The sequence below is a fragment of the Streptomyces sp. NPDC104367 genome (genome assembly GCF_055583825.1).
Window position 1 is genome coordinate 95,398 of the sequence record NZ_JBVJND010000015.1, and the last position, 13,442, is coordinate 108,839.

Below are 13,442 nucleotides of genomic sequence, written 5' to 3' on the forward strand. Positions count from 1 at the left end.
CCGCGGACGACGAATCGGGAGGAGCACGGACGTGGCCGAGAGCACCATCCAGCAGCAGTCGGTACTGGGCTGGGACAAGCCGGAGCTGGACCTCAGCGAGGCCGAGTGGCAGTCCAGCAGCCGGGGCCTGGGGGATGTCCAGATCGCTTTTGTCGAGGGATTCATCGCGATGCGCAACAGCGGCCGCGCGGAGAGCCCTTCCCTGATCTTCACCCCCGCCGAATGGGGAGCCTTCGTGTCGGGGGCGCGGGAGGGCGAGTTCGATCTGACCTGAGCACCTCGGTGCTTCCCTCCGGTTCAGCCGGTTCAGCCGGTTCAGCCGGTTCAGCCGGTTCAGCCGGTTCCCCGGCGAAGGGCGAACCGGGGGGTGTTCCCCGGGGATTTCCGGACACGTGACCAGCAGCGCCCTTCCGGGGCCGCCGCCCGGTGGAGGCTGGCCCCGCAAGGGATGGTCGCATTCCGGAGGTGAGCAACGATGAGCACTGCGCCGGTCATCGCCGCGGTGGACGGTTCGGACGACAGCCTGCGCGCCCTGGACTGGGCCGCCGACGCCGCCCGGCGACGGGACGCCACGCTGCGGGTGGTGCACGTACGCCAGTACGCCGCCTGGGGACAGCCCGACGTCCTGGTCGCCGGCGGGCCCGACACCGGGGGCGATCCCGTCCTCGACGAGGTCCGCGGCCGGCTGGACGCCGCCGGCGCACCGCCCGCCGAGTACGTCGCCCTGGAGGGCGCCCCGAGCGCGTTGCTGCCCGAACTGGGCTCCGACGCGCAGCTGCTGGTGCTCGGCTCGCGCGGCCGCGGCGGCTTCGCGAGCCTGCTGCTCGGCTCCAACGGCATGGCCGCCGCACGCGACGCCCCCTGCCCGGTGGTCGTCGTACCCGGGCCGGGACGCGAGGTACGGGAGGAACTGCCGGCCGGGCCCGGGCCACGGGTCGTGGTCGGCATCGACGTGGACAGCCCCGACGACGCCACCCTCGCCCTCGCCTTCGCGGAGGCCGCCGCGCGCGGGGCCCTGCTCCAGGCCGTCGCCGCCTACCCCTGGCCGGTGCACTCCTGGGCCGCCGCCGGGGAACTCGTCCCGCCGGCCGTCGACCCGAACGAGGTCGAGGCGGAGACGAGGACCCTCGCCGAGGGATTTCTGGCCCCCTACCTCAAGGATCACCCGAACGTGCGAGCCGAGGTCCTCGCGGTGCCCGGCGACGCGGCCGGCAGCCTGGTCGGCGCGTCCGCGGACGCCGACCTGGTCGTCGTCGGCCGGCACCGCCGACGCCTGCTCGCACCCGCCCGCATGCTGGGCTCCGTCACCCACGCCGTCCTGCTGCACGCGGCGAGCCCCATCGCGGTGGTGCCCCCATCCCCCTCCGAGGAGTGATGTCAAGTCCCTTCGACCAGTAGCCGTCAGTAGGGAGCGGGTCACAGCCGTGGGGCGTACGCTGAGCTGCCTGCATGCCACGGCGCGTGCCGGCTCCCCGCGCCGGTGTCCGGCCGTGGCGGGGGGTGGGTCATGGGACAGCGGGTTCTGCGGAACCGACGGACGATCTACGAACGCGAGAGCGAACTCGCCGCCGTCGACGAGGCGTTGGCCGAGCTGGCCGGCCTGGGCACGGACGGCGCGGCACCGGCCGACCGGTCGCTGGGCGCGCTGCTCGCCTTCGCGGGCCGCGCCGGGTTCGGCAAGACCACGCTCCTCGCCGAGGTCCGCCGCCGCGCCGCCGCCCAGGGCTGCACCGTCCTGTCCGCCCGCGGCGGCGAGCAGGAGCAGCGCGTCGCCTTCCACGTCGCCCGCCAGCTCCTGCAACCCCGCCTCGCCGGTGCACCCGAGGCCGAACTCCGCGCCTCACTGGGCAGTTGGTACGACATCGTCGGCCCCGCCCTCGGCCTGTGCGCCCCGACCGAGGGCGCCCCGCCCGACCAGCAGGGCCTGCGCGACGGCCTCGACTGGGTCCTCACCCACCTCGCCGTGCGCCGCGCCCCCATGGTTCTCGTTCTCGACGACGCCCACTGGGCCGACCCCGAATCCCTCGGCTGGCTGGCCGCGTTCGCACCCCGGGCCGAGCAACTCCCGCTGCTCGTCGTCGTCGCCTACCGGCCCGACGAACTCCCCGGCCACGCCGACTCGTTCCGCCGGCTGCCCGGCCGGGCCGGGGGCCGCCCGCACGGCCTCGAACCGCTCAGCGCCGACGCCGTGGCCGGCCTGGTGCGCGAGCGCCTCGGCGACCACGCCGACGACGCCTTCTGCCACGAGTCCTGGGCCGTGACCTCCGGCAACCCCTTCGAGATCGTCGAACTGACCGCCAAGGTCCACGACCGGGGCCTGGACCCCACCGAGGCCGGCGCACCCCTGCTCCGCGACCTCGCCGCCGCCGTCAAGGGCAGCGGACTGATCGCCCGCCTGGAGCGCCTCGGCCCCTCCGCCGTCCGGTTCGCCTGGGCCTGCGCCGTCCTCGGCACCGAGATCCATCCGGCGCTCGCCGCCGCCGTCGCCGGCCTCGGCCACGAGGAGGCCGCCGACGCCGCCGACGCCCTGCGCGGCGCCCGCGTCCTCACCGGCGCCGACACCCTGGAGTTCGTCCACCCGCTGATCGCCACCGCCGTCTACCGGGCCATCCCGCCCGCCACCCGCGTCGCCCTGCACGGCCAGGCCGCCTGGTGCGTGACCGACGACGGACAGGGCGCCACCGCCGCCGCCCGCCACCTCCTGGAGACCCACCCCGAGGGCGACACCTGGGTCGTGCGGCAACTGCGCGCCGCCGCCGGCGAGACCCTCCGGGCCGGCGCCCCCGACACCGCCCGCAGCTACCTCGCCCGCGCCCTGCGCGAACCCCCGGACGCCAAGGACCGCGCCGCCGTCCTCCACGAACTCGGCAGCGCCTCCCTGCTCACCGAACCCGCCACCACCGTCAACCACCTCCGCGCGGCCCTCCAGGAGCCCATCGCCGAGCCCGCCCTGCGCCACCACATCGTCTACCGGCTCTCCCAGGTCCTCGCCCACAGCGACCGCCTCGCCGAGGCCTCCGAGACCCTCGCCCGCGAGATCCGGGTGACCGGCGACGCCAGGGTCCGGCTGCGGATGCTCTCCGAACAGTTCATGTGGGACGCCTTCCGCGCCGACGAACCCGACCACCCCTCCCGCTCCCGGCGCCTGGCCAGGCTCGCCGACCGGCTCCAGGGCCGCGACCTCACCGAGCGGTACATCATCGGGCTGCGCACCTGGGACGCGATCCAGCGCGGAGAAGGCGCCGACGTCGCCCTCCGCCACGCCGAACGCGCCCTCGCCGGCGGCCTCGGCTGGGCCGAGGCCGACCGGGGCTTCGAGGTGCCCGTCCTGGTCTCGCTCGCCTTCATGTACGCCGACCGGCCCGACCGCACGGAGGAACTGTTCGCCGCCGGCACCGCCGACTTCGAACGCCAGGGCTGGCGCGGCGCCCACCTCTCCTTCGCCTACACCCTCCTCGGATACGTCCGCTACCGGTGCGGCCGGCTCACCGAGGCGGAGGACCTCGCCCGCTCCGGCCTGCGCCTCGCGGAGCGCGTCGGACCCGGCACCCCCGCCCACTGGTACGCCCTGGGCACCCTCATCCAGACGCTCCTCGCCCGCGGCCGTACCGAGGAGGCCACCCGGATCGCCGAGGACCACTCCTTCCGGGAACCGTTCCCCGCGGCCGTGGTCTTCCCCGACGCCCAGACGGTCTACGGCGAGCTGCTCCTCGCCCGCGGTCTCACCAAGGCAGCCGCGGCCGAGCTGACCGCGGCGGGCCGCCGCCTCGAACCACGCGGCATCCGCAACCCCGCCTGGTGCCCCTGGCAGCTCCACCTGGCCCGCGCCGAAGCTGCCGACACGCCCGAGCGGGCGCTGGCCACGGCCCTGGAGGCGGTCTCCCGGGCCCGCCAGTTCGGCGCCCCGTCGGCGATCGGCCAGGCTCTGCGCACGGCGGCGGACGTCACCACGGGCGAGGCGCGCGTCCGGTACCTGGAGGACGCGGTGGCTCACCTGGAGCGCTCCCCGGCGGCCTGTGAACTGGCCTTCGCACTGGTCGCCCTGGGCACCGGGACCGGCAGCGCCGACCACCTCCGCAGGGGCCTGAAGACCGCCGAGCAGTGCGGAGCGGACGGCCTGGCCGACCGGGCGCGGGCCGCACTGGCGACGACGGAGAGGGCGCCCCTGTAGCGGGCGCGGCCGGTGCCGCCCTGGGGTGCGGGACCGCGTCCGGGGCGCGGCTGCGCCGCGCGGGCGCGACCCGCCACGACGGCGCCGCACCGGACCACGCACCGCAACCACCCCATACGGCCCCGCGCCCGCGCAGCCCCCGTACCATGGACCGCATGTCGTTCCTCCGCCGCCGCAGCGCAACCCCCGCCGGCCCCGAATTCGACGTTCTGGCCATGGACCCGGGCGACTGGCCCGGCAATCTCGGTGCCGGGCTGCTGCCCGCGCCCGACGGCACCTGCCAGGGCGTCTTCCTGCGCTACGACCTCTTCGGCGGCCGCGGCCCCGCGATGATCATCGGCAACCTGCCCGAGGGCTCGCCGGCCCGCGACGTCGCCGACGACGAGATCCCCTTCGAGGTCGGCCAGCTCCTGCTCGCGCTGGAGAACGACGAGGACGTCACGGTCGTCGGCACCGAGGACATGCCGGTGCTCCAGGGCGACAACCTGCTGATCGTGCGGCGCCTCAAACTCTCCGAGAGCCGGATCTCCTGCGTCCAGTTCGACCGCAGCGACGGCGTCCTGGTGACGATCGCCGCCTGGGACCGCCCGATCACCGACGACCTGTACGCCCTGCTGAAGCCGCTCCCGGCGGAGCTTTTCCAGCAGGGCTGACAGCCGGCGGCTACCGCCCGGGCCGCTTGCTCGCCGGCGTCGCGTCGACGTCGGCGGCCCGCACGAAGGCGATCCGGTGGCCGTACTGGATCTCGTAGTACAGGTCCTTGCCGACCACGACCCGGTGCGAGTCGGTGGTGAAGGTGACCGCGTAGTAGTACTCGCCCGGCACCTCCTCACCGACCACGTACTGCTGGCCCGCGGGGATCGTGTACGGCAGCGCGGAGACCGACTGGGCCGGCACCCCGGCCGGGTACGCGGACGCCTCCGGGTAGGCCCGGCCGTACACCGGGACGCTGGTCCGGCCCGCCTTCGGCGTGATCACCAGCCCGGTCGCGCTCACCGCCGTGGGCGCCTTCGCCGGGTTCCGGAACCAGGCCTTCTGCCCGAGGTACCAGATCGCCGTCCAGTCGCCCCAGGTGTCCGCCACCGCGAACTGCTGGCCGGTGGAGACCCGCGAGGAGAGGTCGTTCACGCCGGTCGTCGGCGTCGTACCGAGACCGATGTCCTTGATCAGCGCCGAACCCTCGTCGTGGTCCGAGTACAGCCGGACCTCGTCGGAACCGTGCGCGGCACAGGGCTCGCCCTTGCTGACGCAGCCGGTGTACGACGGCTGGTTCGTGGCGTAGTCCGGCAGGATCGTGACGATCCCGCCCTTCCTGCCCGCCGTGCGCTTGAACGGGTGCTCCAGCAGCTCGAAGTAGTGCCGCCAGTCCCAGTAGGGGCCCGGGTCGGTGTGCATCCCGGGGATCGAGGAGGTGGTCGGACCGGGCACCGTGTCGTGGCCGAGGATGTGCTGCCGGTCCAGCGGGATGCCGTACTTCGTGGTCAGGTACTTCACCAGGCGGGCCGAGGACCGGTACATCGCCTCCGTGTACCAGGCGTCCGGCGAGGCGAGGAAGCCCTCGTGCTCGATGCCGATCGACTTGGCGTTGATGTACCAGTTGCCCGCGTGCCAGGCCACGTCCTTCGCCTTGACGTGCTGGGCGATCAGGCCGTCGGTCGAGCGGATGGTGTAGTTCCAGGACACGTAGGTCGGGTCCTGGACCAGGCTGATGGTCCCGTTCCAGGAGCCCTCCGTGTCATGGACGACGATGTACCTGATGCTCTGCGACGCCGGCCGGTCGCCGAGGTCGTGGTTGCCGTAGTCGTTGTCCCCGAACTCCTCGTACGGTGCCGGGATCCACTCGCACGACACCGTTGTCGGGCACTCCGTCCCGTCCGCCGCCACCCTGCGCAGTCCGGCTTGCCCGAGCTGCGCGGTGTCGGCCCTCAGCCCCGGCCGCGCGGCCAGCGCGACGGACTGTCCCCCGTCCGTGGTGCGCCGCTCGCCCGTGTGGAGCACGTCGAACACGTCGTTCGCGTACGCCGCCGCGGTCGCCGCGTCGTCGGCGCCGGAGAAGCGGGCGATCGCGCCGTACCACTCGGCCGGATCGGCGCCGAGGGGCTCGCCCAGGTCCTTCTGGGCGGCCGCGAGCAGGGCGGCGCCGCCCGCGACGTTGGCCGCCGGGTCGGTGCGCAGCTCCGCGGCCGGGATGCCGGTCAGTGCGGCGGCCCGGACGAGTGTCTTGAGGCGGTCCGGCAGCGAGGAGTTCTCCGGCACCGTGACGCCGGGGCGCAGGGCCGGGCGGGCGCTGTCGCCGCGGGCGTCCTCGGTGCCGTCCGCGAAGTGCTCGGTCGCGGTGGCCAGCGCGGTCCGTGCGTCGGTCAGATGCATCGGGCCGTAGCCGCCGGTCACGCTGGGCGCGCCGTCGTGGGTGTCCCAGCGGGACTGGAGGTAGGAGACGGCCAGCAGAACGCTCTGCGGCACGTGGTACTCCGCGGCGGCGGACGCGAACGCGCGCTGGAGCGATCCGGCGGACGACGCGGTGGACATCGTGGTGCTCGTGGTGCTCTGCGACGGAGCGGCGCCCAGCAACGGCAGCAGCAGTGCGGCGGAGGTGACGGCGACGGCCGTCCTGCGCGTACGTCTGCTGCGGTGTGCGGGCGCTGGCTCGCTGACGGGTCCTCGCAATGCAGCCTCCTGGGGCGTTTCGAGCGCGGCGGGGCGTGCGGGGCTGAGCGTGGCTCAGTGGTACCGGCTTGCCGACGATCCGTCAATCATGCCCAGAGGAGGGTGATTTCCCATGTCATACGGTGTTCGTGGGAGTTTCGCGGTGGCCCGGACACAGGAGATCCGCGGTGCGCAGCTGCCCTGAGCGCACCGCGGATTCCCGTCCCCGTCAGCGAGTGCCGACCGCCGCGCGCACGGCCCGGCGGGCCAGCTGGCAGTCGTCGTGCAGCCGCCGGAGCAGCAGCCGCTGTTCCTCGCCGGTCGGCGCGGCACCCGGATGGGCCGTACCCGGTGCCGCCGGGGTCGTGTCGTGCATCGAACGCTGCACGGCGGTCTCGTACGTCCGGATCTCCCGGGTGAGCACCAGCATCAGGTTCACCAGGAAGGCGTCACGGGAGGCGGGCCCCCCGGACTGGGCGATCTGGCTGATCTGGCGGCGGGCCACCGGGGCGTCGCCGAGGACCGACCAGAGGGTGGCCAGGTCGTACCCCGGCAGGTACCAGCCCGCGTGCTCCCAGTCCACCAGCACTGGACCGGCCGGTGACAACAGGATGTTCGAGAGGAGCGCGTCGCCGTGGCAGAACTGGCCCATTCCCTGGCGGCCGGCCACGACCGCGATGCCGTGCAGCAGCTTCTGCAGGTCCCCCAGGTCCCGGTCGGTGAGCAGACCCAGCTCGTGGTACCGGGAGATGCGGGCCGCGTAGTCCACCGGGGCGTCGAAGGTGCCCGCCGGGGGGCGCCAGGCGTTCAGCCGGCAGATCGCGCCCAGGGCGGCCCGGATGTCCGTCCGCGGGGGGGCCTCCACCGGATGGCGCTGGACCGCCGCCACCCGGCCGGGCATCCGCTCGACCACCAGTGTGCAGTTGTCCGGGTCCGCCGCGATCAGCCTCGGCACCCGGACCGGCGGCCGGTGCCTGACGAACGAGCGGTAAGCCGCTATTTCGTGGCGGATCCGCTCCGCCCAGGCGGGGGAGTGGTCCAGAAGACACTTCGCCACGGCCGTGCTGCGCCCCGTCGTCCCGACGAGGATTACGGACCGCCCGGAGCGGCGCAGCACCTGGACCGGGGTGAACTCCGGACAGATCCGGTGCACCGCCGTGATCGCGGTGCGCAGCTGCGCGCCCTGGGGGCCGGAGAGGTCGAGTCTTCCGCTGAGGGGCTGCGTGCCGGGCCCCGCGGCCCGCCGCTGCCGGCCCACGACCGGAACGGCGGCCCCCGTGCGCGCGGGGTCGAGATAGGGGCCGCTGCCCGCCGGACGCGGGCGCAGCGGCCGGGGCGGGGCGGACACGGAGGACGATGCTGCGTACATGGGCGAAACAGATCCCTTCGTGTACCTGCGGTGCCTGCCTGAGAAGTCCTGTGGAGAAGTCCTCGGTCGGCCAGCCCGTCCCGGCCGCCCGGACACACCCTGGGGAGTGTGCCCGTCCTGGGCGACCGGGCCGGGGTGGCGCTTTCCTACCTGACACCCGACGCCCAGTGGCACACCATCTGGCGCACCCTGGCGAACCGTGGCGAATAGTCGCCCGGCAACCGTCACGGGGCTACTGTCAACTCAGCCGAGAACCTGGGGGCTTGACGTGAGCGGACAACCCAACACCCGTCTCTCGGACCTGTTCGGCCTGGCCGGCTGGTCCAAGGGCGAACTCGCGAGGCTGGTCAACCGGCAGGCGGCGGCCATGGGCCACCCCCAGCTGTCGACCGACACCTCCCGGGTGCGGCGTTGGATCGACACGGGAGAGATCCCGCGCGATCCGGTGCCGCGGGTGCTGGCTGCCCTGTTCACCGAGCGTCTCGGCCGTGTCGTGACCATCGAGGACCTCGGTCTGGTACGGCACGGGCGTACGGGGAAACGGCCGGACGGCGGGAAAGCGGAACATCCCGACGGAATGCCGTGGGCGCCCGAACGAACCGCCGCGGTCCTCACCGAATTCACGGGAATGGACCTCATGCTCAACCGACGCGGCTTGGTGGGCGCGGGTGCCGCGCTCACCGCAGGATCCGTACTCAGCGGCGCCATGTACGACTGGCTGCACACCGACCCCACACTCAAGGCCGACGCCCCCGTCCTCGACGACCCTCTGCACGCCGACCCCGCTGGGTTCGACCGCTACGAGGCCGCCCCCATCGGGTACGAGGAGATCGAGGAACTGGAGCGCTCCGTCGAGGTGTTCCGCGCCTGGGACGCGGCCCGCGGCGGCGGGCTGCAGCGCAAGGCCGTGGTGGGGCAGCTCAACGAGGTGGGCGGCATGCTCGCCTACCGTCACCCCGACCAGCTGCAGCGGCGCCTGTGGGGCGTCGCCGCCAACCTGGCCGTCCTCGCGGGCTGGATGTCGCACGACATCGGCCTGGAGCCCACGGCCCAGAAGTACTTCGTCATCGCCGCCCACGCGGCCCGTGAGGGCGGCGACCGGCCGCGTGCCGGGGAGGCGCTCTCCAGAGCGGCTCGCCAGATGGTGCACCTCGGTCGGCCCGACGACGCACTCGATCTGATGAAGCTCGCCAAGTCCGGCTCGGGCGACCAGGTGCTGCCGCGCACCCGGGCGATGCTCTGCACCATCGAGGCCTGGGCACAGGCGTCGATGGGCAAGGGCCAGGCGATGCGCCGCACCCTCGGACAGGCGGAGGACCTCTTCGTCTCCGACCGGGGCGACGTGCCGCCGCCGAGCTGGATGCAGATGTTCCGGGAAGAGGACCTGTACGGCATGCAGGCCCTGGCCTACCGCACGCTGGCCGAGCACGACCCGAGCGCGGCCGCGCACGCCCAGCACTACGCGGAGAGGGCACTGGCCCTGAGGGTCGACGGGCGGCAGCGCTCGAAGATCTTCGACTTCCTTTCCATGGCCTCCGCGTGCTTCATCGCGGACGACCCCGAACAGGCCGACCGGTACGCGCGGCTGGCCCTGATGTCGATGGGATCGAACTCGTCCCACCGCACCTGGGACCGGCTGCGTGAGATGTACCGGCTGACCGCCGAGTACTCCAACTACCCGAAGATCCAGCAACTGCGGGAGGAGATCAAGCTCGCCCTGCCCAAGGCCAGGAGCAGGGGGACCACCAGCAGCGCACGGGCATAGGGGGCCTGTGCGCCTCTAGTCACTCACCTCGGCGATGAGCACACAGGCCTCGTCCTCGCGCTCGGTCTCGCCGAACTCCTCGACCACCGCGCGCACACAGTCCTGAGCGGTGCCCGCCGCCCCGAACCGCGGGGCCAGGGCGAGGAGACGGTCCAGGGAGTCCCCTCCGCTGTGCCCGGGCACGAGTCCGTCGGTGTGCAGCAGGAGCAGGTCGCCCGGTTCCAGGGTCGCTTCGGCCTGCCCGTACCCGGCTCCCGAGGTGGCTCCGAGCAGTACGCCGTCCGGCATGTCCAGCACGCGCCCCGTCCCGTCGCGGAACAGCAGCGGGGCGGGGTGTCCTGCCTGCGCCCAGGTCAGGGTGCGGGTGGTGGGCCGGTAGCGGCAGCAGACGGCGCTGCCCAGCGCGGGTTGCACGGTGGCGTCGAGCAACTGGTTGAGCAGCGACATCAGCCGGCCCGGCTGGGCGCCGGCCATCGCCATGCCCCGTACGGCGCCGAGCAGCATGGCCATGCCCGAGGTGACGGCGACACCGTGTCCGGTGAGGTCGCCGACGCTGAGCAGGGTGTCGCCGTCGGCGAGCTCCAGCGCGTCGTACCAGTCGCCGCCGAGCAGCGCGCTGGTTCCGGACGGCAGGTAGTGGGCGGCGACGTCGAGGGCGCCCGGCCCCCGGCGCGGCAGCCGCAGCGTGCCGCGGCCCGGGGGCAGCACGGCCTCCTGGAGTTCGACGGCGAGACGCTGCTCGGTCTGGGCGCGCCTGCGGTGGTGCTGCATCGAGTCACGGCTCTCGCGCACCGCCCGCTGGCTGCACCGCAGTTCGCTGACGTCCCGCAGGACGGCCCACATCGAGGCGGTGCTGCCGTCGCCGCCGAGCACCGGCTCGCCCATCATGTGCACGGTCCGCACGCCGCCGTCGGGGCGTACGACGCGGAACTCGCCGTCGATCGGCCGGGCGTCGACCAGGCAGTCGGTGACCATCCCGGTCAGCATGGGCCGGTCCTCGTCCAGTACCAGTGACGGCAGTTCGTCGAGGCCGAGCGCGGGCGTGGCCGGGTCGCGGCCGAGGATCCGGTACAGCTCGGCGGACCAGCCGGCCTCGTCCGTGAGGAGGTTCCACTCGGCGCTGCCGACCCGGCTGAGCAGCGACGCATGGGTGGGACCGGTCGGCTGCCGCAGGGGCCCGGGGTCCACGGCCTCGGGCAGCGGCGCCGGGCCGTCCCGCAGCTGGGCCAGGTGCTCGTCGAGGTCGTTGAGCTGATGCAGCGCCAGGTCGTACAGAGCCCGCTGCCAGCGTTCCTGGGGGTCCGCGGTGCCGCTCCTGGTGTCCCGTCTCACCGCGTCCACATCGCCCTTGAGCCGCCGCGTCTGCGATATCAACGCCTCGACCGAGCCGCGGTCCGGCGGCTGGGCGGCGGGGCGGTCCGCGGAGACATGGGACGGCATGACGCACTCCGATGAGGGGACGGTACGGTCAGGACGGGCGGGGGGACCGGTTACGACTGTCGCACAGCCCGCGACGCCCTGTAAGGGATTTGGCAACACACGATACGGTGGTGCTTCTGGCATATGTCAGAGTCTTCACGGGCAGGTCGACCCCGGTGAACGGCGTACGCGCCCTGGCCGGGCAAGTCGTAGAACGACTACGTGACTTGACCTGCTTTTCGAGCTTCCCTTGTCGCGCTGGCGCGGTTGTTCGACGTGCCTGTGTTCGCAGTGTCGCGGTCTCGGCCAACCACGGCAACTCTGTCCGAATTTCGCGTCATGCGAAGGGCTCGAACGGAGTCCTACAGGCATGGACATCACTCTCGAGCAACCCGCGCGTGCCCGGCTGATCACGGCCGAGGACCAGGAGGTCCCGGTGCCCGCCACGCTCCGCTACACGTCCGCCGACCCGCTGGCCGTGTTCGTCGACTTCCCGGCCGAGGTCACCCTCGGCGGCCAGGAGGTCACCTGGACCTTCGCGCGCTCGTTGCTCGACCAGGGCATCAGCACCCCGGCGGGACGCGGTGACGTGCACATCTGGCCCTGCGGCCGGGGCCGTACGGCCGTGGAGTTCCACTCGCCGCACGGGCTGGCCCTGCTGCACTTCGACACCCAGGCGCTCTACCGCTTCCTCCAGCGCACCTACGAGGCGGTCGTGCCCGGGGAGGAGGACGTCGCGGCGGTCGTGGAGCGGGGACTGAGCGCTCTGTTCGGCGGCGTGTGAGGACCGGCCTCGCGCTGCCGTCCCGCACCTCGGCCGCTGTTCACCCGCGTCTCACCGCCCCGGCCCCGACCCCGTCCACCACCTCGCGCACCTCGGCACTTCCTCCCGCTTCGCCGTGGAGCCCGGCACCGGTGGGCTCGCCTTCTGGTTCAGGATGTCCAACTCGGGTGCTGCGGCAGCGGAGTTCACGATCATTCGCGCCCGTTCACCGGCCGTCCGGAGACGGGCGCCGCGAGCGTCAGCGGCCGAGCTCCGCGTACAGCTCCGGGCGTGCGGCGAGTTCGACGGCCGTGCGGCGGCCCGACTCCAGCGCCCGGACCCCGGCCTCGGCGACGGCGGAGGACGCGTAGCCGTCCCAGACGCTCGCCCCGGTGACCCGCCCCTGCCGGGTGGCGTCGACCCAGGCCTGAAGCTCGCGGTCGTAGGCGTCGGCGAACCGGACCAGGTAGTCCTGCGCCACCTCCTCCCGGGCGGTGCCCCCGGAGGTGACCAGCATCGTGTGGTCCTCGCCGATCCGGGCGCTGCCGCGTTCGCAGACGGCCTCGCAGCGCACCTGGTAGCCGAAACCGCAGTTGACGAAGACCTCGACGTCGACCAGGGCACCGCCGTCGGTCTCGAAGAGCACCAGTTGCGGGTCGAGCAGCCCCTCGGGGGCTCCCGAGGAGGGCCGTGGCCGCAGCACGGTGACCGCGGTCGGCTCCTGGCCGAGCAGCCAGCGGGCCGCGTCGATCTCGTGCGAGACCGAGCTGTCGATCAGCATGGCGCTGGTGAAACCGGGCGGCGAGGAGACGTTGCGGTGGACGCAGTGCAGCATCAGCGGCCGGCCCAGACCGCCGCCGTCCAGCAGGGACTTCAGGCGCCGGTACTCGGTGTCGTAGCGCCGCATGAAACCGATCTGGGCCAGCCGGCGCCCGAGCCCGGCCTCCGCCTCCACCACCCGCAGCGCGCCGGTGGAGTCCGGCACCATGGGTTTCTCGCACAGCACCGGCAGCCCGCGCGCGAAGGCCGCGAGCAGCGGCTCCTCGTGGGCCGGGCCGGGGGAGACGATCAGGACGGCCTCGACGCCGGGCGCCTCCAGGGCGGCCTGCGGTTCGGCGTGGACCGTGACGCCCTCCAGCCCGGCCACCGCCTCCTTGGCGCGGTCGAGGTCGGGGTCGGCCACGGCCGCCACCCTCGCGCCGCTCACCACCTGGTCGAGCCGTCGTATGTGGTCCGCCCCCATGTGCCCGGCACCCAGTACCGCGACGCCCAACAGCTCAGCCACGCCCGTGCTCCCTCTCAGCCGACG

At 73.4% G+C, this 13,442-nt stretch carries 10 protein-coding genes; 6 read left to right on the forward strand and 4 right to left on the reverse strand.

Translation table 11 applies throughout. From position 1 onward, the window contains the following. The first annotated feature begins 31 nt into the window (after positions 1-31). The 4 genes from ACZ619_RS23250 to ACZ619_RS23265 all read left to right on the forward strand — a co-directional run bounded on the left by ACZ619_RS23250 (position 32) and on the right by ACZ619_RS23265 (position 4,824). A complete protein-coding gene (locus tag ACZ619_RS23250; protein ID WP_469601982.1) occupies positions 32-274 on the forward strand; it encodes a DUF397 domain-containing protein in 243 nt (80 codons plus the stop codon). Between the two features lie 201 nt (positions 275-475). Beyond that, positions 476-1,375: a universal stress protein gene (locus tag ACZ619_RS23255; RefSeq protein WP_469601985.1), complete on the forward strand. Its 900-nt coding sequence runs from the start codon at positions 476-478 to the stop codon at positions 1,373-1,375. A 132-nt stretch (positions 1,376-1,507) separates the two neighbouring features. Beyond that, on the forward strand, positions 1,508-4,171 hold the full coding sequence (locus tag ACZ619_RS23260) for an ATP-binding protein (RefSeq protein WP_469601988.1): 2,664 nt from the start codon (positions 1,508-1,510) through the stop codon (positions 4,169-4,171). 155 nt (positions 4,172-4,326) lie between these two features. Then, a complete protein-coding gene (locus tag ACZ619_RS23265) occupies positions 4,327-4,824 on the forward strand; it encodes a hypothetical protein (RefSeq protein ID WP_469601991.1) in 498 nt (165 codons plus the stop codon). A 10-nt stretch (positions 4,825-4,834) separates the two neighbouring features. Here the strand turns inward: ACZ619_RS23265 and ACZ619_RS23270 are convergent, their stop codons facing one another. Further along, the gene (locus ACZ619_RS23270) at positions 4,835-6,838 is read right to left on the reverse strand and encodes an N-acetylmuramoyl-L-alanine amidase (protein ID WP_469601994.1); all 2,004 of its coding nucleotides are present in this window, start codon (positions 6,836-6,838) and stop codon (positions 4,835-4,837) included. Between the two features lie 208 nt (positions 6,839-7,046). Next, the gene (locus ACZ619_RS23275) at positions 7,047-8,186 is read right to left on the reverse strand and encodes an aminoglycoside phosphotransferase family protein (RefSeq protein WP_469601996.1); all 1,140 of its coding nucleotides are present in this window, start codon (positions 8,184-8,186) and stop codon (positions 7,047-7,049) included. A gap of 268 nt (positions 8,187-8,454) precedes the next feature. Between ACZ619_RS23275 and ACZ619_RS23280 the strand changes: the two genes are divergently transcribed. After that, positions 8,455-9,951 carry a DNA-binding protein NsdB gene (locus ACZ619_RS23280; RefSeq protein ID WP_469601999.1) on the forward strand — a complete coding sequence of 499 codons (1,497 nt, stop codon included), beginning with the start codon at positions 8,455-8,457 and terminating at the stop codon, positions 9,949-9,951. Positions 9,952-9,966: 15 nt separating this feature from the next. Here ACZ619_RS23280 and ACZ619_RS23285 read toward each other — a convergent pair whose 3' ends face one another. Next, positions 9,967-11,391, reverse strand: coding sequence for a PP2C family protein-serine/threonine phosphatase (locus ACZ619_RS23285; RefSeq protein ID WP_469602002.1), 1,425 nt, complete (start codon positions 11,389-11,391; stop codon positions 9,967-9,969). Positions 11,392-11,740: 349 nt separating this feature from the next. On the opposite strand from ACZ619_RS23285, the gene ACZ619_RS23290 reads away from it, so the two are divergent. After that, a complete protein-coding gene (locus ACZ619_RS23290) occupies positions 11,741-12,154 on the forward strand; it encodes an SsgA family sporulation/cell division regulator (protein ID WP_469602005.1) in 414 nt (137 codons plus the stop codon). Positions 12,155-12,392: 238 nt separating this feature from the next. Here ACZ619_RS23290 and ACZ619_RS23295 read toward each other — a convergent pair whose 3' ends face one another. Further along, entirely contained in the window at positions 12,393-13,418 is a 1,026-nt protein-coding gene (locus ACZ619_RS23295; RefSeq protein WP_469602008.1) for a Gfo/Idh/MocA family protein, read from the reverse strand. Between the last annotated feature and the right edge of the window lie 24 nt (positions 13,419-13,442).

Coding starts and splice junctions, on each gene's coding strand:
- ACZ619_RS23255 (WP_469601985.1), top strand. CDS start 476: ATGAGCACTGCGCCGGTCATCGCCGCGGTGGACGGTTCGGACGACAGC.
- ACZ619_RS23260 (WP_469601988.1), top strand. CDS start 1,508: ATGGGACAGCGGGTTCTGCGGAACCGACGGACGATCTACGAACGCGAG.
- ACZ619_RS23265 (WP_469601991.1), top strand. CDS start 4,327: ATGTCGTTCCTCCGCCGCCGCAGCGCAACCCCCGCCGGCCCCGAATTC.
- ACZ619_RS23275 (WP_469601996.1), bottom strand. CDS start 8,186: ATGTACGCAGCATCGTCCTCCGTGTCCGCCCCGCCCCGGCCGCTGCGC.
- ACZ619_RS23285 (WP_469602002.1), bottom strand. CDS start 11,391: ATGCCGTCCCATGTCTCCGCGGACCGCCCCGCCGCCCAGCCGCCGGAC.
- ACZ619_RS23290 (WP_469602005.1), top strand. CDS start 11,741: ATGGACATCACTCTCGAGCAACCCGCGCGTGCCCGGCTGATCACGGCC.